This window comes from Psychrobacter phenylpyruvicus DSM 7000 = NBRC 102152, assembly GCF_000685805.1.
GTDB lineage: Bacteria > Pseudomonadota > Gammaproteobacteria > Pseudomonadales > Moraxellaceae > Psychrobacter > Psychrobacter phenylpyruvicus.
In genome coordinates this window covers 1-22932 of the sequence record NZ_JMKP01000035.1, presented here as the reverse complement: position 1 = coordinate 22932, position 22932 = coordinate 1, and the positions used below count along the sequence as shown (strand labels likewise).

The following is a 22932-nucleotide window of genomic DNA, read 5'->3' as shown; positions in this document are numbered from 1 at the left end:
CGCCTTTTGAGTTTGAGAGACGATACTATGATAGCCTTAATGAGTCAGACAAAGCTGCCTGACTCAAGCAATCCACTCTCCGATATAGTCGGGGCGGTTCAAACATTCTCTTGATTAGCTGCTTTTTCAAACCATTTAAGTGCTTGAGTATAGTCTTGTCCTATTCTGTCTCCCCTATAATACATAAGGCCAAGATTTAACTGTGCTTCAGAATTACCTTGCTCAGCTAAATTAATTAATCTTTTCACAGATATATTTTTATCTTTAATTATTGTGCTTATTTCAGAATCCTTATGTTTATCAATATATGATAAATTCTGACAACTTGAGAGTAGAATAGTTAATATTGAAAAATAGGCTAAAATGATTGCAAATGGTAATCTATAAAAACACATTTTAATTCGTCCCTTATTCATAATTATTTTGTGAAGTCTACTATACTGATAAACTCTCTAAGCTGTATTTACTATAATATTCTTTAAATAAAATAAAGCGACACAATATGGAACTTTATTCATCGCTGACAGTAAAAAGCCCCTGCCAGAATTCTGTCAGGGGCTTTTTGATTTAATATTTGAGCAGAGCCTATTAAGTTAAAGCTTAACGCAGGCCTTTATAAAGGAAATAACAGCCTATAAGAGTTAACAGCACCGCAAAGCATTTCTTTAGCATAGCCGGTGATAAAATATGCGCCACTTTTGCCCCAAGTTTGGCGGTAAAGAAGCTCATGGAAGCAATGCCTAAAAAGGCATAGATGTGTACGAAGCCAATGGTGTTAGGAACATCAATTTTTTGCTGCATTCCAAATAACATAAAGCCCAATGCACCTGCAATGGCAATGGGTAATCCGCAAGCCGCTGAAGTTCCGACCGCTTTTTGCATTACCACCCCATAACGGGTTAAATAAGGCACAGTCAAGCTACCACCGCCGATACCGAAGATGGCAGAAGCAATGCCGATAACCCCGCCTGCTGCCAATTGTTTAGGTGTCGAAGGCAAGTCTGCAGGGGTATTATTGACATTAGCGCTGTTGGCCGTTGGCTTTTTTCCGCCTCTAAACATCTTTTGAGCAACCCATAACAAGAATATACCAACAATGATTTGTAGATGAATGCCAGAGATCATACCTGCTATGCCAGCACCGGCAAAGCAGCCAATTGCCATGCCGGGTGCTAAGTTTTTGAACACCGGCCACATCACTGAGCCTTTTTTATTGTGCGCCATAAGTGAGCTTATTGAGGTGACAATAATGGTCGCTAGTGATGTACCTAATGCCAAATGCATGATAGTGTCAGGATCATAATTCATTTGGGTAAATACAATAAACAGTAGCGGTACGATGATGGTGCCACCGCCCACACCAAAAAGCCCTGCAGCAAATCCTGCCAGAGCGCCAATGATTAAAAAGATGATTAATTCCACAGGATATTTTCTTCTCAGTTAAAAGATGGAGGGGAGGGCTACTTTATTTAGGTAGCCGTTTCATTTAAAAGCTATGTTATTTATAGGGCTTTTTAATTGAAATAGCTACCGTCAATAATAACTGCTTGGGCTAGGCAATAGCGACTTCAACCAATTGGCCTAGCTGATGGTACGAGCGATTAAAGTAAACCAAACTGTGCTCAGCGGTATCTTGAGTTTCAGGAAGCTTGATATCGACCACTCGGCACATAAACACACTGTGCGTGCCCACCTGCTGGATTTGATCAATCTCACAGTCGAAGCTGACCAAAGCATCTTCTAACACCGGCGCTCCGGTAGTGAGCTGCGTCCATCGGGCTTGCTCAAAACGTTCGGCTTGAGTGAGCTTGGAGGCAAAGGCATTGGAGATAGACTCATGCTGTGCGCCTAACACATTCACACTCAAGATTTTATTCTCAACAAAATGGCTATGTGAGCGAGAGGCTTGATTCATACAAACCAACAAAGTTGGCGGTGTATCGGTAACGCTACACACCGCAGAGGCCGTAAACCCGTGCATGCCAGAATCACCGTTGGTGGTGACGACATTGACTGCAGTGGTTAACAAAGACATGGCATCTCTAAAGTCAGTAGCTTCAATCATTACTTTAATCCTAAATTCAAAAACGATGGTGGCTAGAGACTAGCCACTTTTGATACGGTTATAGCTTAAGAGTTAAGCTCATCACGCACGATTTTGGCACCGGCACTTAACGCCTTTAGTTTGCCTCGGGCCACTTGGCGTGACAAAGGAGTCATGCCACAGTTGGTCGAAGGGTAAAGCTTATCAGCATCCACAAACTGCAGTGCTTTACGCAAGGTAGCCGCCACTTCTTCTGGGGTCTCGATAGTGTTAGTAGCCACATCAATGGCACCCACCATTACTTTTTTGCCACGAATAAGCTCGATCAGCTCCATTGGCACACGAGAGTTTTGGCACTCTAGCGACACAATATCAATTTTAGACTGTTGTATTTTTGGGAAGGCCTCTTCATATTGGCGCCACTCTGAACCCAAGGTTTTTTTCCAATCATTATTGGCCTTAATGCCATAGCCGTAGCAAATATGCACTGCGGTTTCACACTTTAGCCCTTCAATAGCACGCTCTAAAGTAGCGATACCCCAGTCATTAACTTCATCGAAGAAAACGTTAAAAGCAGGCTCATCAAATTGGATGATGTCCACACCAGCAGCTTCTAACTCCCGTGCTTCTTGGTTTAAGATGGTGGCAAATTCCCAAGCCAATTTTTCACGGCTTTTGTAATGGCCATCATACAGAGTGTCGACCATGGTCATTGGACCGGGCAAGGCCCACTTAATTGGCTGATCGGTTTGTTGACGCAAAAACTTAGCATCTTCAACAAACACTGGCTTTTGACGGCTTACGGCGCCCACTACTGAAGGCACGCTGGCCTCATAGCGATCGCGGATTTTCACGGTCTCACGATTTTCAAAATCCACACCATCAAGATGCTCAATAAAGGTGGTCACAAAGTGTTGGCGGGTTTGCTCACCATCACTGACGATATCGATGCCGGCGTGGATTTGCTCTTGCAAGGTCAAGCGCAGCGCATCTTGTTTGGCTTCAATCAGCTCATCACCCTCTAGCTTCCAAGGCGACCAAAGTTTTTCAGGTTCTGCCAGCCAAGAAGGTTTGGGTAAGCTGCCAGCGGTTGAAGTCGGTAATAATAGGGCCATGTTATTTATCTTCTCTATTTTAATAGTACTTTCAAAAACTTAGTTTACAGGGTGTCGTTGCAATGCTTTTCTCTATAAGCCATGGATAGGTCATTAAGCGGCATTTTTTTGCGATTTAACGGCTTCAGCAGGGTAGCTCACTTCATAACTGGCTGCCCACTCATTAAGAGCTTTTTGATGCGGCTTAATAAACTGCTCTTCAGTAAATTTGCCTTGTTTCACTGCCAACTGATTGCGCTCTTCGCGGTCATATACTACCTGAGTTAGCGAGTAATCTTGGTAGTTTAGGCTTGGCTGATAAACCTCACCGGCCGCTGAGTTGGCGTTGTAAATTTCAGGGCGGTAAATTTTTTGGAAAGTTTCCATGGTGCTAATGGCGCTGATTAACTCAAGGTCAGTGTAATCGGCTAATAGGTCACCTGAGAAGTAAAAGGCTAGGGGTGCTACACTGCCTTTGGGCTTAAAGTAGCGCACTCGTAATCCCATCTTGTGGAAATAAGCATCTGTTAATGAGTACTCATCTTGTCTGTATTCCACGCCTAGCACCGGATGCTGGTTGGTGGTACGGTGATAGGTCTTGGTGGTAGACACGCTTAAGCAAATCACCGGCTGCTTATTAAAGTTAGCCTTGTAAGCATCTGAATTTAATAAGTGCTGAAACAGCTTGCCGTGCAAAACACCAAAGTCTGCAGGTGGCGGTGTGTTTGGGTTTTTCGCAAAATGATCTAACAGCACGACACTAAAGTCATAGTCGCGTACATATGAAGAGAAGCTATTGCCAACAATACCCTCAATGCGTTTATTCTCTTTATGATCAACGATTGTGGTTTGTAGAATTTCAATCGCTGGGAACGTCTCACCATTACCTTCAACATCTAAGTTGGCTGAAATAATATCTAGCTCAACAGAGTAACGGTCAGCGGTTGGATTGTCCCAATTTGCTAAGGCATTAAAACGATTGTTAATCATAGTTATCGTTTTGCGTAGGTTTTCCTGACGACTTTCACCACGAGCTAAGTTGGCAAAGTTGGTGGTCAGACGCGTGCTGTCAGCAGGCTCATAATTCTCGTCAAAACGGATTTTTGAAATCGAATAGGTAAATTTGTTACTCATAATGTTTGCTACCCTAGTTACTCAAGATAAAACCAAATTTGTGTATGAGATGAATCATACCCAAGCCTTTACATGAATAAAAACGATTTAACTTAATCTAATGTTGAATTAAATTCATGTTGATTGCCTGTTGCATAGCCATATGAGCATTTTTTAGTGAAATTTGCACAGAAGAAGGGGAGCATGTTACAAAGCAGGTGATGCGCAAGGCTCTGATTTATAATGGTTTATTGAGGAATTTGTTTGCTATGCAGTTAAAATAGGCCACTGAAAAATAACAGTTAACGCTAGCGATAAACTCAGAAGGTTTAGAGGGGCACAAAAAGTCTGGATTTAGCCGGTGTTGAACCAAACTCAGCTTATTATGAACAAATATCAATGTATATAACTTCAATCTAGCCTCATGGGTTGACAGTTTATGCTGTGAGACTTGTTAAAAAGGCCGTTCGCACTAGAAAACTCTAGTTAAATTGAGAATATAAAAAAAAGACCGCCTTATAATGGGCGATCTTTTTTAGGGTAAGTTCAACTTTGACGATAACTTAAGTTAATAAATGCTTAAGTGTAATAATTGCTCAAATGTAGTAATAGCCTTAACTTGGCAGATATTGATGCAATGAGTTAAGGTTTAGTTGGCTTTTCAATAACTATTTAGCTTCAGTTTTTGCGACTGCTTTAAAATGAGCCACTTGGTGGTTATTGGTCACTACTAGCATAGGCGTTTTGTCAGCACCTTGGCTTAAGGTATATTTACCTACGACCGAAGCGACAGCTGCTGCATCAAACTTAGCTTCTGCGTCTGGACATGCCATCATAGTACTCATCATACTTCCTAGCTCCACATTACCATTTACAATGCTATAAGGAGCTGAGATGGTGTTACAAGTATTCATCAGGCTAACCATTTTATTGCCGTCAATGGTCGTAAAGCTTAAAGTTAATGGCTTAGCAGCATTGGTAAATAGCGCTTCCACTTTTTTGCCATCGCTAGTTTTTGCATCTACCAATTGCCAGTTATTGGCCTGAAGGGCAGCATCTGTAACTTGATAAGTAGTGATAGTGCTAGCTTTGGCATCAACTTCTGCCATGCCGCTAGTAGTTTGACAGCCTGAAACTAAAGCACTCATGGCGATAGCGCCTGAAATCATTAACATATTAATAGTTTTCATATAAAATCCTCTCAAAATTTAAAATTTTTCATTGATGTATTATTGATATGGAGGGGAGGGGGTAAAAAACCTAACCCTATTTTTTTTAATACTTCTTTTGCTAAATATCATTATTACAGAGCCTAAATATACTGACAAGTGTTAGTAACCATTCAAATACTATAATATTGCCACAGTTACCAATATATGACGCAACATTAAGTAGGTTTTTCATGGGGGGCAGGCTTAAATTTCTCGTTCAGTAGCGTATAATAGGGAAAACTTAAAATCCGCTAATTATGAGCTCTGTTATGAAGGGCAGACGTTAGTTAATAAGACGTTAAACAATAGGGCAACGGATTTTATTAATGCTTTATGTTAGATTTACAATAAAAAATTTAGACCCATTTTTTAATTTACCTTTTTATCCTTTTTAGCTTAACCCATTAATTGAAATAGGAAAAATTATGAGCTATCAGCAACAACTACAACGCATCAAAAATGACAAAGGCTTTATCGCAGCTTTAGACCAAAGTGGTGGTAGTACGCCAAAAGCACTTCGAATGTATGGTGTGGAAGAGAGCGAATACTCAAACGATGATGAGATGTTTGCTAAAGTGCACGAAATGCGTACTCGCATCATGACTTGTGACACTTTTGACAGTGGCCGTGTATTGGGTGCTATCTTATTTGAAGATACTATGGATCGTGAAGTAAATGGCAAGCCAACAGCCAACTATCTATGGGAAGACAAAAATATTGTGCCTTTCCTAAAAGTAGACAAAGGTTTAGCTGACGAGCTAGGTGGTGTTCAGGTCATGAAGCCAATGCCGAATTTAGATGCGTTGCTAGATAAAGCCAAAAACTTCCCAATCTTTGGTACTAAAATGCGCTCTGTAATTCATACAGCAACGCAAGAAGGTATCGAGAAAGTGGTACAGCAGCAGTTTGATATCGCTAAGCAAATCTTATCAAAAGGCTTTATGCCCATTGTTGAGCCAGAAGTAAATATTGAGAGTAAAGAAAAAGCACAGTGCGAAGTGCTGATGAAAGAAGAGATCTTACGCAACTTAGATCGATTAGATGATGATCAGCAAGTGATGCTTAAGCTGACACTTCCAGAAGAAGCAGGCTTTTTCAGCGACTTAATCAATCATCCAAAAGTGCTTAAAGTAGTGGCTTTATCAGGTGGCTATAGCCGTAAAGAAGCTTGTGAGCGCTTAGAGCAAAACCCAGGTATGATTGCTAGCTTCTCACGTGCATTCACTGAAGGCTTGTCAAAATCTCAAACTGATGAAGAGTTCTCAGCTACTATCGATGCGTCAATCGACGAAATCTATAAAGCCTCTAAAGTATAATCCGTGTCTTGAGTTGGGTTACTTATTGACCTAACTAAATCCTAGACCTAATAAAAAAGCTTGAATCCCCCATTAGTAATAACAGGAGATTCAAGCTTTTTTTATGGCAATAGTTTAATAAGTACCTTATATATAACTTATAAACTATTTATTAACTGTCGCAGTTGTCGCTTATACCTCCTTATAAAGCTGGCGACCCTCAGTGTTATATTTTTCACTCATCTGTTGCATACCTTTTTGTACCTCATCAAAGCTGGCTTCACCCACCTGACTGACAAGCTCAGTGTCCACCTCTTTAATCAAATGCACTTCATCAGACAACTCACCACTACTTGGCGTCACTTCAGCACCTGTAGGCAGACCGGCTGCATATTCACGTACGTTTTGAGTGATTTTCATTGAGCAGAATTTAGGGCCACACATAGAGCAGAAGTGAGCAGATTTATGGGCATCTTTCGGCAAAGTCTCATCATGGAATTCACGTGCCGTATCTGGGTCTAACGCTAAGTTAAACTGATCGTCCCAGCGGAATTCAAAGCGGGCTTTAGATAGCGCATTATCACGGGCTTGTGCGCCAGGGTGACCTTTGGCAAGGTCGGCTGCGTGGGCAGCAATTTTGTAGGTAATAATGCCGTCTTTGACGTCTTTTTTATTGGGTAAGCCCAAATGCTCTTTTGGAGTCACATAGCACAGCATCGCCGTACCGTACCAACCAATCATAGCCGCACCAATAGCACTGGTAATGTGGTCATAGCCAGGAGCAATATCGGTCGTTAATGGGCCTAGGGTATAAAAAGGGGCTTCATGGCACATCTCAAGCTGTAAGTCCATATTTTCTTTAATACGGTTCATAGCCACATGGCCAGGGCCTTCAATCATAACTTGCACATCGTGTTTCCAAGCCACTTGAGTCAGCTCACCAAGTGTACGCAGTTCACCGAACTGAGCTTCATCATTAGCATCTTGCAAACAGCCAGGACGCAGTCCATCGCCTAAGCTAAAGGCGACGTCATACTGTTTCATGATTTCGCAGATTTCTTCAAAGTGAGTGTATAGGAAGCTTTCTTTGTGATGTGCTAAGCACCACTGCGCCATAATAGAGCCACCGCGGGATACGATGCCGGTTAAGCGTTTGGCGGTTAATGGGACGTAGCGTAGTAGCACGCCGGCATGAATAGTAAAGTAATCCACCCCTTGTTCGGCTTGTTCAATAAGAGTATCGCGGAAGATTTCCCAGGTTAAATCTTCGGCCACACCATCTACTTTTTCTAGGGCTTGATAAATGGGTACAGTACCAATTGGTACCGGTGAGTTGCGGATAATCCACTCACGGGTTTCATGGATATTCTTACCGGTAGATAAGTCCATGATGGTATCCGCGCCCCAACGGGTGGCCCAGGTCATCTTTGACACTTCTTCATCAATACTTGATCCTAGTGCGGAGTTACCGATGTTGGCGTTAATTTTCACCAGGAAGTTACGTCCGATAATCATCGGTTCAGATTCCGGGTGGTTGATGTTATTAGGGATAATGGCTCGACCAGCAGCCACTTCGTCACGCACAAATTCAGGAGTAATGATTTTTGGGGTATTGGCACCGAAGCTTTCGCCGGCATGTTGACGCATATCGGTCAATTCGTGCTGTCTTTGAGTTTCGCGAATGGCGATGTATTCCATTTCAGGGGTAATAATACCGCGGCGGGCATAATGCATTTGAGTGACATTACCTGTCTTGCCGTTGACAGACTTGGCACGACGCGGCTTGTCGATATGGGCGAAGCGAATATTGGCGGTAGTAATGTCACGAGCACGTTCTTTGCCATAATTACTGGATAAACCGTCTAAGCGTTCAGTATCGCCACGCTCTTCAATCCATTTCTCACGTAGTTTGGGCAAACCTTTAGTTAGATCAATCTCAACATTGGGATCGGTATAAACTCCAGAGGTGTCATAGACATAAAACGGTGGGTTCTTTTCGCCGTTCTCTAAGCCAAAGCCGCCAGTGGGAGTGTCTGTCAGCGTAATCTCACGCATAGGCACTTGAATATCAGGGCGTGAACCTTCGATATATATTTTTTTTGAGGCGGGAAGGCTACGGGTCAGGTCGCGCGCTTCTTCATCGAAGCGCTCGTCTGCTTTAGAGCGATGGGCAGGGGTCTTAACATTATTTCCTGAATGACTCATGAGTGTGTCCTTATTTTATACAAATGGCGCAATGCCAGGTTGGTTTAACAAAACGGGATAAAAATAAAGACTCAGTGAGTGCAGGCCCTGTCTTTTGGACAGTTCATACCTAAGGTTAGCGTTTATAGAAACAGCTGTCAGGCCGTGATGAGGATAACAGCACTAACAGTTGGCTGATAATCACCCACGGCAGAGCGCAGCTGGGTAAGCTGTGACAATTGACAGGTTTGTACAAAGTATTAGGGAATTGCAATGACTTTCCTACGGCGGTATTAACCGCATCAGGTTCAACGGGTGATGTCTCAGCAAACGCTTCTATATTTACCATGGGTATAGCGTTAACTATCAGCATGGGTTGGGTATAGAAGGACTGCACCCCGAGTCTTAATTATTGTGGTTATCTTATCAAACTTTGGAACCAATAACAGGCTTCAATTTAATTTAAATATTCTGTCAACTTATTTGAGCCTTAGACCTATCTATTTAAGCCTTAGCGCCGTCTACTGCATAAAAAACGCCAACTAATTAAGTTGGCGCTGATTAATACCTATTTAGATTAACGGCTAACGTTTACGTTATTTTCCATTACCTTTGCTTAATACCTCAACATCTACTTTACAAAGGTTGCAATTAATCATCTGGTTGGCTTTTTTGGATAAGTCGATAATGCGACCTGGCTTAAATGGGCCACGGTCATTGATTTTAACAACCACTGACTTGTTGTTATTTAAATTTGTCACTTTTACTTTAGAACCAAAAGGTAAGGACTTATGCGCCGCAGTCATAGCATACATATTGTAAATAGCCCCAGACGCTGTTCTTTTGCCATGAAAGCCTGGGCCGTACCACGAGGCCATACCTGCATTGGCAGGCACTGTTAACATTAAGCTTAACAGAAGGGTAAATGGCATAAAAAGTTTTTTCATAGGGAGTACCTGTAATTAATAAATGGTTGGAACAACTGTTTGCAATCAGATTTTGGTATGACAACGGGTCGTTGAGAAAACTCGCTGTTAGCAAAATAAAATTGTCTGTACCAAAACATCGAGGCGGTAGTCTACAGGCTATAGATTTAGCCTACCTTTCTAATGGGTCAAGATAATGTAAAGATTATGGCTGTAAAAATAAGATAAGAATTCCTGTATTTAGTTAATTTCATTAACAATTTTCCTAAATTTATGTTGGTTAAGGTTACTGAAATCTTACAATTAATTAATATTTCATCAAACTGTCATATTTAAACGTCAAAATGAGCACATTCCAATTAAGGGTACCTCATAAACTCTGAAAGATTCGAAGCTCAGGTAGTTGAAGTTAATACTCTGTACTTATAAAACATATAACTTTTTAGGAGAGACCATGCGTTATTCACTGTTAGCTGTAGCCGTAGCCAGCGCTCTTACTCTATCGGCTTGTAATAAAGCAGAAAATGATACAGCGACAACTGAAGACACCCCAGCTGCCGCAACCACTGGAGCTGCCACGGGTAGCACAGATCAGTATCAAGACATCGAAGGTGTGGAAATGAATGTGAGCGGGGCAGGGGCTTCTTTCCCAGCACCTATCTATCAAAAATGGTCAGCAGACTACCAAAACGCTACCAAAGGTCAAGTGAACTATAACTCTATCGGTTCTTCTGGTGGTGTGAAACAAATTAAAGCTAAAACTGTAGATTTCGGTGCTTCAGATACCCCCCTAACTCCTGAAGAGTTAAATGAAGCAGGTCTTATCCAGTTCCCAACAGTTATTGGTGGCGTTGTACCAGTAGTTAACATCGAAGGTGTTGAGCCAGGTAAGTTGGTTCTAAGTGGCGAAGTTTTAGCGGACATCTACTTAGGTAAGATTACTAATTGGAATGATCCAGCCATTGCTGCCTTGAACGAAGGTCTTACACTTCCTGATGCAAAAATCACCACGGTTCACCGCTCAGACGGTTCAGGTACAACTTTTAACTTCACTTACTATTTAAATGAAGTGTCTGGTGACTGGGCAAGCGTTGGCGTCGACAAAAGTGTTGAGTGGCCAACAGACAAAACTGGTACAGGCGTTGGTGGTAAAGGTAATGAAGGCGTAGCGGGTATGGTTAAACAAGCGCCTAACTCTATTGGTTATGTAGAGTACGCTTACGCTAAGCAAAACAATATGTCACATACTGCTATGGTTAACGCTGCTGGCAATGTTGTACAGCCATCATCTGACTCATTTGCTGCATCAGGTAATGTTGACTGGTCGAAAGCGGAAGGTTTCTACAAAATTATTGCTAACTCTGACACAGCTGAAGCTTGGCCAATTGCAGCAGCAACTTTCATCTTAGTACATAAAAACCCAGAAAATCCTGAGAAAGTAGCAGGCGTATTGAACTTCTTTAACTGGGCTTATAACGAAGGTGATCAGGCAGCTTTAGACCTAGACTATGTTCCATTCCCAGACGAAGCAGTGGCTTTATTCAAAGCTGAGTGGAACAAGATTGTCGGCGCTGATGGTAAGCCAGTTTATAACCCAAAATAATTAGCCATTAACTTGTTACTGTTAATGAGCTAAGCAACAGGCAAGTAAATGATTTATCGTTTGCTTGCCTTTTTAATCAAGTATTGAAATACATAGTGCCTTTAAAGAAGTGTATATATTTTTAATGTTGGGGATACCATGTCTGACCTACACGCTCAACTAGCAAAACAAAAAAGAAATGATTTTCTTTTTGTCAATTTGACAAAGTTTTTTGCATTTCTAGTCTTGATATCTTTGGGCGGTATCATGATCTCGCTAGTCATTGGTGCCTGGCCAAGTATTAAAGAGTTTGGTTTTGGTTTTTATACCAGTTCAAACTGGAGTACGGTCAATGATGAATATGGTGCACTCGCGCCTATTTACGGTACGATCGTCACCTCTATTATCGCTATTTTAATCGCGGTACCAGTCAGTTTTGGCATTGCTATTTTCTTGACTGAGCTTTGTCCTGCTGTCTTACGTAGGCCCCTAGGCATGGCGATTGAACTTTTGGCAGGTATCCCGTCAATTATTTATGGTATGTGGGGCTTTTTTGTATTAGCGCCTTTATTTGCCGAATATATTCAACCTTTCTTAATCAATCATCTGGGTCCTATCCCTATGATTGGTAGCCTTTTTGGAGGCCCGCCTTTAGGTATCGGTATTTTTACCGCTTCTTTAATCTTAGCCATCATGATCATCCCATTCATTGCAGCAACTATGCGCGATGTATTTGCCGTAGTACCTGAGTTATTAAAAGAGTCAGCTTACGGCGCTGGAGCGACCACTTGGGAAGTGATGTACAAGATTATCCTACCTTACACTAAGGCTGGGGTAGTGGGCGGTATCATTTTAGGATTGGGACGTGCACTGGGTGAAACCATGGCGGTGACTTTCTTAGTAGGTAATACCTACAACATTAACCCAAATTTATTTGGCTCAGGCGTTACCATTACCTCAGCCATCGCTAACGAATTTGCTGAAGCTTCAAGTGCCATGCACGTCTCTACATTGCTACATCTAGGCTTGATTCTATTTGTTATAACCTTTTTTGTTTTATCAATATCTAAAATCATGTTGTCTAGAATTGATAAGAAAGCCGGTAACTAATTTAAACCGTTATTGGACACAAAATAGTTGGTAAATAAATGCTAGACATAATTAGGTATTTGGCAGGAAAAACATTATGACAACAAGTTCAAGTTCAAAACCCATGACAATGAGCACAACAAACTCTGAACGCTTTGAGCAGCGTATGAATAAATCGCTGTACTCAAGACGCAAGGCATTTAATATTATTGGCCTTATCTTTGCGATGTGTGCTATGGCCTTTGGTCTATTCTGGTTAGGCTGGATTTTAATCGATCTGTTCCGTAAAGGTATGGAGGCTATGATTACCATGCCGATCTTTACTGCGGATACACCACCACCAGGCACGATTGGGGGGTTAAGGAACGCGATTGTCGGCTCGATTATGATAGCCAGTACCGGCCTGTTAATTGGAGCACCAGTGGGCTTATTAGCGGGAATCTATTTGGCAGAGTTCTCTCATGGTTCATGGCTCGGCAAATTAACACGCTTTATTAATGACATCTTGTTATCAGCGCCATCTATTGTTATCGGTCTGTTTATCTTTACCTTAATGGTAAATAATCGCAGCTTTTCTGGCTGGGCAGGTGCAGTGGCTTTATCACTGATTATTATTCCAGTAGTGGTTCGTAGTACAGAAACCATGTTGAATTTGGTGCCCAATCAATTGCGAGAAGCCTCTTATGCGTTAGGGACTCCTAAGTGGAAAGTTGTTACCTCAGTAACTATGCAAGCGGCTAAGTCAGGTCTGATAACTGGGGTGCTGTTAGGCTTTGCGCGTATTACCGGTGAAACTGCCCCCTTACTATTCACTGCGCTAAATAATAGGTTCTTTAGCTGGGATATGAGCAGTGCAATGGCCAACTTACCGATGACTATCTATCAGTTTGCAGCAGCGCCAGATGATACCCAAAACATGTTGGCGTGGGCAGGGGCGTTGATCGTAACACTCTCTGTGCTAGGACTAAATATTGTTGCTCGTATTATCGGTAGAGAGAAAAAATAACGGCAGTCAATAAGTTCACAAGATACGTATAAGTAGCGAAATTAAATTCTTAGAAAGATATATATAGAGGGTAGTGTTATGTCAGATATATTGGAGAAAAAAGCAGTGGCAAAAGAAGCGAAGGTTAAGAGCAGTACTTTACAGCAGCCGATCGAAACAGGTATTCAGCAGCAACAGCCAGATACAGCCACTTTTACTAAGCAAACGCTGGCTGACTTACCAGAGAACATGCCAGATGCAAAATTACAGATCCGTAACTTAGATTTCTACTACGGTGATTTTAGAGCACTTAAAGACATTAATATTGATATCCCAGAAAAAAATGTGACCGCTTTTATTGGTCCCTCTGGCTGTGGTAAATCAACTTTATTGCGTACTTTTAACCGCATGTATGATCTATATCCAGGTATGCGCGCGGAAGGTGAAATTTTGCTAGATGGCAATAATATTCTACAAAAAAATGTAGACGTCAACCTATTACGTGCTCGTGTTGGTATGGTTTTCCAAAAGCCAACCCCTTTCCCAATGTCTATCTATGACAACGTTGCCTTTGGTGTACGTCTGTATGAAAAGCTAAGTAAGTCAGAGCTTGATGACCGTGTGGAATGGGCCCTAAAAAAATCAGCTCTATGGCCAGAAGTAAAAGACAAGCTAAAAGCATCAGGCCTGTCTTTATCAGGCGGTCAGCAACAACGTTTATGTATTGCTCGTGGTGTAGCAACCAAGCCTGAAATTCTATTGTTAGATGAGCCTACATCAGCACTTGATCCTATTTCGACGGGAGCGATCGAGGATCTTATTGAAGACTTAAAGCATGATTACACCATTGCTATCGTGACTCATAATATGCAACAAGCGGCGCGTGTTTCTGATTACACCTGCTATATGTACTTAGGTGATATGGTTGAAATGGGCGAAACCAATCAAGTCTTTACTAACCCTGCTCAAAAAGCGACAGAAGATTATATTACCGGTCGCTACGGCTAAACTAAAATAGTTAACTAATGCTCATTAACTAAGCGTTTAAGAGGGGCTATGAGCAAGACCCATAGCTCTTAAACGCGTTTATAAATTTGGATAAGCCGCTATGCCGCTCACGGAAAAACACTCATCTAAAAGCTACGATAACGATTTACGTGAATGTATTGATCTATTTATGACCATGGGTCAGATGTCAGCAGAGCATGTGACTTTAGCAACGCATGCTTTAGTAGACAGTAATGTCGAGCTGGCAAAAAAAGTAATTGAAGATGACACTCAGATCAATCAAATGGAGATTAAGATTGATGAAATGGTGGTGCTATTAGTCGCCAAGCGTCAACCAACTGCTAATGATTTAAGACTGGTTATGGCTCTAAGCAAAGGGGTAGTCGATTTAGAGCGGGTTGGTGATGAAGCCAGTAAGATAGCTCGTATGGCCTGCAAACTTCATAAGGAAGGGGTATCTCCAAGAGGATATTCTGAGGTTCAGCATCTGTCAAACCAAGTTCGAGTTATGTTGTTAGAAGCTTTAGATGCTTTCTTACGCATGGATCCAGAGCAAGCTTTCTCAGTGCTTCAAAGTGATGAGACGGTTAATGAGGAGTATCAGTCTGCCAGCCGTTCGTTAATGACTTATGTGATGGAAGACAGTCGTCATGTGTCAAAGGTGATTAACATCTTATGGGTATTACGGGCGCTGGAGCGGGTAGGCGATCATGCCCGTAATATTGCAGAGCTGGTCATTTACTGTACCAGTGGCAAAGATGTTCGTCATACAGATTTTGTCACTGTAGAGCAGGCAGTACAAGAGGCCTCAAACCTTATAGCGTCTCGTAATACCGAAGAATAATTTCAGGTCGTTACATATAGACTGCTAAATAGAGGCTGTCAAATAAAGACTAAAATAAAAAGGAGAGGCATATAAATGCCTCTCCTTTTTTGTAGATAGTAGCTGTCACATATAAAGCTACAATTATAAAGCCGCTATTATAAAGGCAATAGCTTGATGGCTAGTTGTCTTTACGATTCAGGTGTCCAACCTTGAGGGCGCTCGTAGTCTTCATTGTCCAAAAACTTTTCACGTTGTTCATTAATGAACTTTTTAGCCTCAGGATTAATCATGCTGAGATGATTTTCGTTAATTAGCATGGTTTGTAGCTCTAACCATTCATCCCAAGCCTTTTTAGACACAGTATTCTGAATCTCTTCCCCTTTTTTGTTTGGGAAAGGTGGGTTCGGCATTTTGGGCAAATCTTGCTTGTATTTACGGCAAAATACCATATTTGCTTTTGGGTCAAAAGTAGCTGTCATTGTCCTATCCTATTTTAACTGTGAATTTGTATCTGTACTTATTGTATCTGTACTTATATTGGTACTGATAAATTACTTATAGCGACAACATTCATGTGTAAAGAGCTTAATTAATAAGCTATTTAACATCGATATTGTATTGCGCCAAGCGTTCACGGCCACGGGCCACAGCTTGTAATACTTGGTTGGGCGCAGTACCGCCTAAATGATCGCGAGCTGCTAATGAGCCTTCAAGGGTTAAGTAGTCAAACACATCATCGCCAATAGCATCACTGAACTGTTGTAGCTGTTCAAGTTGTAACTCACTTAAATCAACCCCTTCTTTGATACCTAGCGCTACTGCATTACCGACTACTTCGTGAGCATCACGGAATGGAACCCCACGACGAACCAAGTAATCTGCTAAATCAGTGGCGGTTGCGTAGCCCTTCATAGTGGCCGCACGCATGTTCTCTTTGTTAGGTATTATATTAGGCAGCATGTCCACAAATGCAAGGAGCGAGCCGGTTAAGGTATCGACACAATCAAATAAAGGCTCTTTGTCTTCTTGGTTGTCTTTGTTATAAGCCAAAGGTTGGTTTTTCATTAAAGTTAACAAAGTAGTCAATTGACCAAAGACACGGGCTGCTTTACCACGTACCAGCTCAGGCACGTCTGGGTTTTTCTTTTGTGGCATGATAGAGGAGCCAGTACAGAAGCGGTCAGGGATTTGTACGAAACCAAATTGCGCTGACATCCATAAGATAATCTCTTCACTCATACGTGATAAATGCATCATTAAAATAGAAGCCGCTGCAGTGAACTCAATAGCAAAGTCGCGGTCAGAAACGGCGTCTAACGAGTTTTGACAAATACCTTCGAAACCCAGAAGATCCGCGGTAATAGTACGGTCAATTGGAAAAGTAGTTCCAGCAAGTGCCGCGCTACCTAGAGGCATCTGGTTAATACGACGACGAGCATCAATTAAGCGATCGGTATCACGATTTAGCATCTCAAACCAAGCCATAACATGGTGGCCAAAACTAACCGGTTGTGCGGTTTGTAAATGGGTAAAGCCTGGCATAATGGTATCTGTGTGCTGTTCCGCAAGGTTTAATAGCCCTGATTGCAGCTTCACCAATAGCTCAACAATATTGTCCACTTCTTCTCGTAGCCATAAGCGAATGTCTGTTGCTACTTGGTCGTTACGACTACGACCGGTGTGTAGCTTTTTGCCCACAGTGCCAATAATATCGGTCAGACGAGACTCGACGTTCATGTGCACATCTTCTAGTGCAACAGACCAGTTAAACTCGCCAGCATCGATTTCTTGCTGAACTTGATGCAGACCTTGGATAATAGTATCTACTTCTTCTTGAGTTAGAATGTCGCATTTACCCAGCATGGTGGCATGTGCGATTGAGCCTTCAATGTCATGCTTGGCAAAGCGTTGGTCAAAGCCGACAGAGGCAGTAAAAGCTGCCACAAAGCTGTCAGTGGCTTCACTAAAGCGGCCACCCCACATTTGTTGGCCTTGGCCACTGGTGACGCTGGGTTTACTTGTTTGAGTATCAGAAATATTATTTGAGTTGTTGGCAGTCATATCAGTCCAAATCCAGTAAAATGCACAGAGCTTGCAGTATAGCAAAGGACTGGGTCGCCTTGCTAGTTAACCTGCTCAGTTAAATGAGGACCTCTCTAAACATAACATCACTGAAATACCCTGCTATTTATGGTTAAATAAGCAAGATAACAGACAGACGCTATTTATTGGTCTTGTTTCCAAGCTTATTTTTTATAATTCTATTAAACCAATTACCATCCGATTAAAAGATAATTATGACCACATCAGCCCATACCACAACTTTAAAAACCTTAAATATTGCTACCAGAAAGAGCCCTTTGGCCATGTGGCAAGCCGAACACATCAAATCACGCTTAGAGTCTTTGTACCCAGAACTTGAAGTTAACCTAGTGACTATGGTCACCCAAGGTGACAAGATTCTTGACACACCTTTGGCCAAAATTGGCGGAAAAGGTTTGTTTGTTAAAGAGCTAGAACAAGCATTATATGATGGCCGTGCTGATATTGCTGTGCATTCATTAAAGGATGTGCCTATGCAATTACCTGAAGGGCTAATTTTAGGCACTTATTGCAAACGTGAAGCACCAACTGATGCTTTTGTCTCTAACAGTTATGACAAGCTAGAGGATTTACCCCAAGGTGCCGTGGTGGGAACGGCAAGCTTACGCCGTCAGTGTCAAATCAAGGCTTACCGCCCCGACTTACAAATCAAGTCTCTACGCGGTAATGTGCAAACACGCTTGGCGAAATTAGATGCTGGCGAGTACGATGCCATTATTTTAGCGACCAGTGGTTTAAAGCGAGTTGAGCTTAGTGAGCGTATCAAACAAGAGATTGATATCGATATTAGCCTACCTGCAGTAGGTCAGGGCGCGCTAGCTATTGAATGTCGGGCGGATGATGAGGCAGTGTTAGCGCTATTGAAACCGCTTAATGATGGACAAGCTCGTATACGTCTGAAAGCTGAACGTGCTTTAAACCGCCGACTAGAAGGCGGTTGTCAGGTACCTATTGCGGCCTTTGCTGTGATTGAGAAAGACTCTGAACAGTCTCATGACAAAACCCTATGGTTACGAGGTCGTGTCGGCTCTGAAGATGGAACAACGTTATTGAAAGCGGATAAACGTATCAAGCTTACAGGCGATCAAGCCGCTCGTGAAGCCCAAGCTGAGCAGCTAGGGATTGAAGTGGCCGATAAGTTGTTATCGTTAGGGGCAGACGGTATTTTAGCCGCCATATATAAAAAAGACTAATAGCTGTCAGATTTGATATAAACCTACCTTGACTTGAAGTGGTGTCATGATTTTTATCAATACCCGTCCTACCAGTCGCTCCTTGCTGCTAACTCAGGCTATGCAAGATAAAGGAATGACTGTATTAGAGATGCCGTTACTAGAGTTAGCGCCTATTGATATAAGTGAGCGAGAGCAGCAGTATCAACAGCAGTTCTGCCAGCAGCAAGACTACTATCAAGCTTTAGTGGTGGTCAGCCCCACTGCTGCTCGTATGGGTCTAGCTGCTTGTCCTAAAGGCTTCATACCAAGCTGTGCGGTGATTGCTGTGGGTCATGCCACGGCAGATATTCTGCGGGCAGAAGGCTGGCAGGTGCAGTGCCCTGAAGAGTACAGCAATGAAGGTATGATAAAGATGTCTTCGCTAAACTCGCTAGGTGTAGGGGATCATATTTTGGTATGGCGAGGACGGGGCGGCAGACGGGTGTTAGTAAACTTCCTACAAGATAATGGAGTGGGGGTCCATGCCATTGCTTGGTACCAACGCCGATGTCCTATTGATGCACCCGCTAAATTTGAGCAACTGCAACAACAGCTGACAACGCTAGTCAGTAATCAGCGTCCCATTGCTTTAGTGAGTAGTGGAGAAGCGTTCACCAATTGGAGGTTGTTATTTGCGGAAGCAGAAGGTGAAAAAGGCAATTGGCTGCAATTGGTTGACTTTAATTATTTGACCTTTGGCAAACGTCTAACCCAGACTTTAGATGAGTTACAGCTTGACTGTATACGCATTGATAATCTCGATGTTGAAGAGGTTTGGCGCGGTATTGAGCAGACGGTGACAAATCCCTAATCACATTAAACCAAAGTAAATTAAATTAAATTAAATGAATTAGCCAATTCAGCTATAGCGTGGAGATTTTTTTGTTAATGACAACTTATAGTTTAAATCCTAATAGTTTAAATCCTAATTTCGAAAAACCGGAAGTGTTATCTAAGTTTGCCAGTATTTATGTACAGCCGATTATCTGGAATGATATGGATGCCTTTAACCATGTTAATAATGTGGTGTATTACCGCTATGCTGAGTCAGCACGTATTAACTATCTTAATGAGCTGGGTGCTTTTAATGATGAGGTCACTACGGTACTGGCCCAGTCGAGTTGTACCTATTTAAAGCCGGTGGTTTTTCCGGATACTTTATTAATCGGAGTACGCACTAAGAAGCTTGGTAATACCAGTATCGTGATGGAATACTGCTACTATAGTCAAGCACAGCAGAGCGTAGTCGCCACTGGGGATTCGGTATTGGTTCGATTAAATAAAGATGCCAGTGCCAAGGTAGCTTGGACAGAGGTAGAGCGTGATAATATCCTGGCCTTTGAAAAGGGTGTTGGCCACACCCCAGACTTTTAATGCTGTCAATTTTTAATCGTAAAAAAACAGCGCAGCTACCTCCTGCGCTGCCTTATCTGGACAGTGTTTTTTATCCACTAACTTGGCAACAGCATTCATTTCAATCAGCCCCTCACTTTTTACAGCATCTTATTGATAACTTATCTATTGAGCCAGCAGACTTGGCCATTTCAAACGGTAGTCAATACACAATTAGCAACCTAGCTGGTTATCAAAAACAATTTAGTCAACTTTTACTACAGCAACCGCATTATCAAGAGTGGATAAATTTCACTGTGTTTGGCCGCTATGTACAGCGTAGTTTTAGCGCTTTTTATCAACAGACGGAAGATGTGTTTAATGCTGAAATGCCAGAAATACTCAAATACGAATTGATGCGGCACACCCAAAGATTACCAAAAGGACAGGTATTATTGGTAGGCGGTAAGCTTCCCTTATCCGTACGTAGAGAAAAATTATTAATTACTACGCTCAATCCTTTTAAGGCCATCGTAGACGCTTTAACAGTGGCTCCGCTTGTTAATTCTCATGTTATTAATATCATTACTGCAAACTCAGATAAAGTGAAAGCCTTTGCGGTAAAGCACAATAAGTATACCTCTGACGGCGCGCGTAACGAAGTGATGATATTAGACTTTAATCACCTGATATTAACTAAAGAAGAGACCCATAAAAATAATGCCCAATCAGAACGGTCATATCTGATTAGGCATTACAGGATAGGTTAGGCTTGGGCCAAACTTTTTTATTTAGTACCTGTTTTATTTAGTACCAAAAATCTTATCACCTGCATCACCAAGACCTGGAATGATATAGCCATCTTCATTTAAGTGACTGTCTAAGGAGGCAGTATAAATCTTCACATCAGGATGAGCTTCATTCACTAAGCGTACGCCTTCAGGGGCGGCAACCAATACCAATGCTTTTATAGTCGAACAGCCTTTTTCTTTTAGCATATCGATGGTGGCTACCATTGAGCCACCGGTGGCAAGCATAGGATCGATGATTAAAGCGGGTCTACGGTCTACATCTGCGACCAGTTTTTCAAAGAAAGGCACAGGTTGTAGAGTTTCCTCATCACGCTGTAGACCAACCATTGAGATTTTTGCTGTAGGAATAAGGTCTAATACGCCATCAAGCATGCCTAATCCAGCACGTAAAATAGGAACAATGGTTACCGTTTTACCGACGATTTGTTCCCCTTTAAATTCTGTATCATCCCAACCAAGCATGGGAAACTCTTCAATTTCGAAGTCGCGACAAGCCTCGTAAGCCATTAAACGGGCAAGCTCACTGGTCAAAGTACGGAATTTATAGGTACTACAATCTTTGGCTCGCATCAGGCTTAGTTTATGGCGTACTAGGGGGTGGGTGATAATTTCTATATTTAGGGTGTTCATAATACCTCTTTGACCGTCGTCAGAATTTGGACAGCTTGCATGAATTTAGAAGGGGTCATATTTAAAAAAATATGTTGCATTATTGGACGTAGATGCAATTAACAAAACAATTATACCAATAAAACAAAAGCAACTGACAAACTTCCTAGTTTCGATACTCTATCTAACAGCAATTAAAATACAGCTATTGTAATTAATAGATAGTTATTCAATATGTTAGTAAGGAGTACCTTTTGAAAAGTCATGATGCTCACAGTGGCTCTGATGAACTTGTAATTGACGGTAAAACTGTAGAAAGCCATCCCTTTGGTCCTGTATTGCCAAGCAATGCTACCATTATGATGATGGGCACCTTTCCCCCTACAGAAGATAAGTGGGGCATGCCTTTTCATTATCCTAACTTCTACAATGATATGTGGCGTATTTACGGCAGAGTCTTTTTTGGAGATGCAGATTACTTTAGAAATGGAGAAGAAAAAGGGTTTGATCCACGAAAGATTAAGGATTTTATGAAACAACGCGCCATTGCTTCTTGTCCCACAGTAAAAAAAGCAATTCGTGAACAAGGTAATGCGGCAGACAAGCATTTAACTATAGTAGAGCCAGTTAATCTAAAACAAACTTTGGCTCAAGTGCCTAAAGTGCATACAATATTTACCACAGGCGGTAAAGCTACTGAGATACTAATGGAGCTATTACAGCAGGAACAGGGCAGAGTAATCCCGAAGTCAAAATGGCCAAAGACCAATCAGAAAATTGACTATGTTTATGCGGGTCGTGATTTAACTTTATATAGATTGCCTTCTACTTCTCGGGCTTATCCTTTATCCTTGGATAAAAAGGTAGAAGCCTATCGTCAGTTCTTTGAGTCAGTGGGTAAGCTGTAATAACTTTACTTTGTAGCCACTTTAGACTATTTAACTTTGGACTATGTAATAATAGTAATAACTAAGTAGGGCCAAAGCTCTTCTGGGGCCGAGAAGGCTGTTTAAAATTAAATAGTCTAAATTCACCTCTTGACCAATTATAAATAAGCTATATACTAGTGCGCTGTTGAGAGGCAACGTTTAATATTGATTTTAAACAACAATTTTAAACAAATCCAAAAAACTTCTTGACAAAGAGTGTAAACAGCGTATAATACGCACCTCATCGGGACAACGAGATTAGAAGCTAAATTGGTTTTAAATCTAAGTTCTGATAATAGATTGAAATAAAAGCTTGACAGATTTCAAATAAATGATATACTGGATGGCTCGCTACTAAGGCTAAGTCTTCAAATTGAAGAATAAATTATCCTTTATAGCACAACTTAATACGGACGACGTATTAAGTCAACTATTTAAAAGCTAAAATCAAAGAACAACTTGTGTGGATTTTTGCTGATTTAGGATGCTAAAAATTAAAGTTGGGACATCATCTTTTCGGTGATGTGACTAACTATAAAAATTATCATTCTTTATTAGTAGAAAAACTCGAAGTTA

Annotated in this window: 22 protein-coding genes and 1 riboswitch; of the genes, 11 read left to right on the top strand and 11 right to left on the bottom strand. The window is 41.6% G+C overall.

The genetic code is table 11. The annotated features are described in order from the left end of the window. Nucleotides 1-98 precede the first annotated feature (98 nt). The 6 genes from G561_RS0111390 to G561_RS0111365 all read right to left on the bottom strand — a co-directional run bounded on the left by G561_RS0111390 (nt 99) and on the right by G561_RS0111365 (nt 5441). Nucleotides 99-395: a tetratricopeptide repeat protein gene (locus tag G561_RS0111390; protein ID WP_028859678.1), complete on the bottom strand. Its 297-nt coding sequence runs from the start codon at nt 393-395 to the stop codon at nt 99-101. 205 nt (nt 396-600) lie between these two features. Next, entirely contained in the window at nt 601-1422 is an 822-nt protein-coding gene (locus G561_RS0111385; protein WP_028859677.1) for a sulfite exporter TauE/SafE family protein, read from the bottom strand. A 130-nt stretch (nt 1423-1552) separates the two neighbouring features. Next, nucleotides 1553-2065 carry a flavin reductase gene (locus G561_RS0111380; protein WP_028859676.1) on the bottom strand — a complete coding sequence of 171 codons (513 nt, stop codon included), beginning with the start codon at nt 2063-2065 and terminating at the stop codon, nt 1553-1555. 65 nt (nt 2066-2130) lie between these two features. Further along, nucleotides 2131-3159: a methionine synthase gene (locus tag G561_RS0111375; RefSeq protein WP_028859675.1), complete on the bottom strand. Its 1029-nt coding sequence runs from the start codon at nt 3157-3159 to the stop codon at nt 2131-2133. A 93-nt stretch (nt 3160-3252) separates the two neighbouring features. After that, a complete protein-coding gene (locus tag G561_RS0111370; protein ID WP_028859674.1) occupies nt 3253-4272 on the bottom strand; it encodes a DUF1852 domain-containing protein in 1020 nt (339 codons plus the stop codon). A gap of 647 nt (nt 4273-4919) precedes the next feature. Beyond that, entirely contained in the window at nt 4920-5441 is a 522-nt protein-coding gene (locus G561_RS0111365) for an META domain-containing protein (RefSeq protein ID WP_028859673.1), read from the bottom strand. A 446-nt stretch (nt 5442-5887) separates the two neighbouring features. On the opposite strand from G561_RS0111365, the gene G561_RS0111360 reads away from it, so the two are divergent. Continuing rightward, on the top strand, nt 5888-6778 hold the full coding sequence (locus tag G561_RS0111360) for a fructose bisphosphate aldolase (RefSeq protein WP_028859672.1): 891 nt from the start codon (nt 5888-5890) through the stop codon (nt 6776-6778). 171 nt (nt 6779-6949) lie between these two features. On the opposite strand, the gene thiC is transcribed toward G561_RS0111360, so the two are convergent. Both thiC and G561_RS0111350 read right to left on the bottom strand, forming a co-directional pair. Beyond that, nucleotides 6950-8962 (bottom strand): phosphomethylpyrimidine synthase ThiC, encoded by a 2013-nt coding sequence (thiC, locus tag G561_RS0111355; RefSeq protein ID WP_028859671.1) that lies wholly within the window; start codon nt 8960-8962, stop codon nt 6950-6952. Nucleotides 8963-9203: 241 nt separating this feature from the next. Continuing rightward, nucleotides 9204-9352: riboswitch (TPP riboswitch) on the bottom strand. A gap of 185 nt (nt 9353-9537) precedes the next feature. Then, on the bottom strand, nt 9538-9888 hold the full coding sequence (locus G561_RS0111350; protein WP_028859670.1) for a septal ring lytic transglycosylase RlpA family protein: 351 nt from the start codon (nt 9886-9888) through the stop codon (nt 9538-9540). 433 nt (nt 9889-10321) lie between these two features. Here G561_RS0111350 and pstS point away from each other — a divergent pair, with 433 nt between their 5' ends. The 5 genes from pstS (at nt 10322) to phoU (ending at nt 15375) form a co-directional block, all read left to right on the top strand. Beyond that, on the top strand, nt 10322-11470 hold the full coding sequence (pstS, locus tag G561_RS0111345) for a phosphate ABC transporter substrate-binding protein PstS (protein WP_028859669.1): 1149 nt from the start codon (nt 10322-10324) through the stop codon (nt 11468-11470). Between the two features lie 138 nt (nt 11471-11608). Continuing rightward, entirely contained in the window at nt 11609-12559 is a 951-nt protein-coding gene (gene pstC, locus G561_RS0111340; protein WP_028859668.1) for a phosphate ABC transporter permease subunit PstC, read from the top strand. Nucleotides 12560-12635: 76 nt separating this feature from the next. After that, entirely contained in the window at nt 12636-13544 is a 909-nt protein-coding gene (gene pstA / locus G561_RS0111335) for a phosphate ABC transporter permease PstA (RefSeq protein ID WP_037032314.1), read from the top strand. A gap of 78 nt (nt 13545-13622) precedes the next feature. Next, nucleotides 13623-14531 (top strand): phosphate ABC transporter ATP-binding protein PstB, encoded by a 909-nt coding sequence (gene pstB / locus G561_RS0111330; RefSeq protein ID WP_081794458.1) that lies wholly within the window; start codon nt 13623-13625, stop codon nt 14529-14531. A 100-nt stretch (nt 14532-14631) separates the two neighbouring features. Further along, a complete protein-coding gene (gene phoU / locus G561_RS0111325) occupies nt 14632-15375 on the top strand; it encodes a phosphate signaling complex protein PhoU (RefSeq protein ID WP_028859665.1) in 744 nt (247 codons plus the stop codon). Nucleotides 15376-15545: 170 nt separating this feature from the next. Here phoU and G561_RS0111320 read toward each other — a convergent pair whose 3' ends face one another. Next, nucleotides 15546-15836: an oxidative damage protection protein gene (locus tag G561_RS0111320; RefSeq protein WP_028859664.1), complete on the bottom strand. Its 291-nt coding sequence runs from the start codon at nt 15834-15836 to the stop codon at nt 15546-15548. A gap of 118 nt (nt 15837-15954) precedes the next feature. Next, on the bottom strand, nt 15955-17418 hold the full coding sequence (gene argH / locus G561_RS0111315) for an argininosuccinate lyase (RefSeq protein ID WP_167667704.1): 1464 nt from the start codon (nt 17416-17418) through the stop codon (nt 15955-15957). A 236-nt stretch (nt 17419-17654) separates the two neighbouring features. Here argH and hemC point away from each other — a divergent pair, with 236 nt between their 5' ends. The 4 genes from hemC to G561_RS0111295 all read left to right on the top strand — a co-directional run bounded on the left by hemC (nt 17655) and on the right by G561_RS0111295 (nt 20776). After that, nucleotides 17655-18653 (top strand): hydroxymethylbilane synthase, encoded by a 999-nt coding sequence (gene hemC / locus G561_RS0111310; protein ID WP_028859662.1) that lies wholly within the window; start codon nt 17655-17657, stop codon nt 18651-18653. 46 nt (nt 18654-18699) lie between these two features. Further along, nucleotides 18700-19485: a uroporphyrinogen-III synthase gene (locus G561_RS0111305; RefSeq protein WP_028859661.1), complete on the top strand. Its 786-nt coding sequence runs from the start codon at nt 18700-18702 to the stop codon at nt 19483-19485. 77 nt (nt 19486-19562) lie between these two features. Further along, nucleotides 19563-20048 carry an acyl-CoA thioesterase gene (locus tag G561_RS0111300; RefSeq protein ID WP_028859660.1) on the top strand — a complete coding sequence of 162 codons (486 nt, stop codon included), beginning with the start codon at nt 19563-19565 and terminating at the stop codon, nt 20046-20048. Next, nucleotides 20048-20776, top strand: a complete 729-nt coding sequence (locus G561_RS0111295) for a hypothetical protein (protein ID WP_028859659.1) — start codon at nt 20048-20050, stop codon at nt 20774-20776. Before G561_RS0111300 ends, G561_RS0111295 begins: the two co-directional genes overlap by 1 nt. Nucleotides 20777-20809: 33 nt before the next feature. Here the strand turns inward: G561_RS0111295 and upp are convergent, their stop codons facing one another. Beyond that, entirely contained in the window at nt 20810-21448 is a 639-nt protein-coding gene (gene upp, locus G561_RS0111290) for a uracil phosphoribosyltransferase (RefSeq protein WP_028859658.1), read from the bottom strand. Between the two features lie 233 nt (nt 21449-21681). Here upp and G561_RS0111285 point away from each other — a divergent pair, with 233 nt between their 5' ends. Beyond that, complete coding sequence (locus G561_RS0111285; RefSeq protein ID WP_051584526.1) at nt 21682-22335, top strand: DNA glycosylase; 654 nt, start codon at nt 21682-21684, stop codon at nt 22333-22335. The last annotated feature ends 597 nt before the right edge of the window (nt 22336-22932 follow it).

Bases quoted from the DNA above. Each gene is read 5' to 3' on its own strand.
- pstB (WP_081794458.1), top strand. From the start codon at position 13,623: ATGTCAGATATATTGGAGAAAAAAGCAGTGGCAAAAGAAGCGAAGGTT.
- G561_RS0111365 (WP_028859673.1), bottom strand. From the start codon at position 5,441: ATGAAAACTATTAATATGTTAATGATTTCAGGCGCTATCGCCATGAGT.
- G561_RS0111375 (WP_028859675.1), bottom strand. From the start codon at position 3,159: ATGGCCCTATTATTACCGACTTCAACCGCTGGCAGCTTACCCAAACCT.
- G561_RS0111360 (WP_028859672.1), top strand. From the start codon at position 5,888: ATGAGCTATCAGCAACAACTACAACGCATCAAAAATGACAAAGGCTTT.
- pstC (WP_028859668.1), top strand. From the start codon at position 11,609: ATGTCTGACCTACACGCTCAACTAGCAAAACAAAAAAGAAATGATTTT.
- G561_RS0111320 (WP_028859664.1), bottom strand. From the start codon at position 15,836: ATGACAGCTACTTTTGACCCAAAAGCAAATATGGTATTTTGCCGTAAA.
- upp (WP_028859658.1), bottom strand. From the start codon at position 21,448: ATGAACACCCTAAATATAGAAATTATCACCCACCCCCTAGTACGCCAT.
- pstS (WP_028859669.1), top strand. From the start codon at position 10,322: ATGCGTTATTCACTGTTAGCTGTAGCCGTAGCCAGCGCTCTTACTCTA.
- G561_RS0111370 (WP_028859674.1), bottom strand. From the start codon at position 4,272: ATGAGTAACAAATTTACCTATTCGATTTCAAAAATCCGTTTTGACGAG.
- thiC (WP_028859671.1), bottom strand. From the start codon at position 8,962: ATGAGTCATTCAGGAAATAATGTTAAGACCCCTGCCCATCGCTCTAAA.
- G561_RS0111380 (WP_028859676.1), bottom strand. From the start codon at position 2,065: ATGATTGAAGCTACTGACTTTAGAGATGCCATGTCTTTGTTAACCACT.
- G561_RS0111390 (WP_028859678.1), bottom strand. From the start codon at position 395: ATGTGTTTTTATAGATTACCATTTGCAATCATTTTAGCCTATTTTTCA.
- hemC (WP_028859662.1), top strand. From the start codon at position 17,655: ATGACCACATCAGCCCATACCACAACTTTAAAAACCTTAAATATTGCT.
- G561_RS0111300 (WP_028859660.1), top strand. From the start codon at position 19,563: ATGACAACTTATAGTTTAAATCCTAATAGTTTAAATCCTAATTTCGAA.
- G561_RS0111295 (WP_028859659.1), top strand. From the start codon at position 20,048: ATGCTGTCAATTTTTAATCGTAAAAAAACAGCGCAGCTACCTCCTGCG.
- phoU (WP_028859665.1), top strand. From the start codon at position 14,632: ATGCCGCTCACGGAAAAACACTCATCTAAAAGCTACGATAACGATTTA.
- G561_RS0111350 (WP_028859670.1), bottom strand. From the start codon at position 9,888: ATGAAAAAACTTTTTATGCCATTTACCCTTCTGTTAAGCTTAATGTTA.
- G561_RS0111305 (WP_028859661.1), top strand. From the start codon at position 18,700: ATGATTTTTATCAATACCCGTCCTACCAGTCGCTCCTTGCTGCTAACT.
- argH (WP_167667704.1), bottom strand. From the start codon at position 17,418: ATGACTGCCAACAACTCAAATAATATTTCTGATACTCAAACAAGTAAA.
- pstA (WP_037032314.1), top strand. From the start codon at position 12,636: ATGACAACAAGTTCAAGTTCAAAACCCATGACAATGAGCACAACAAAC.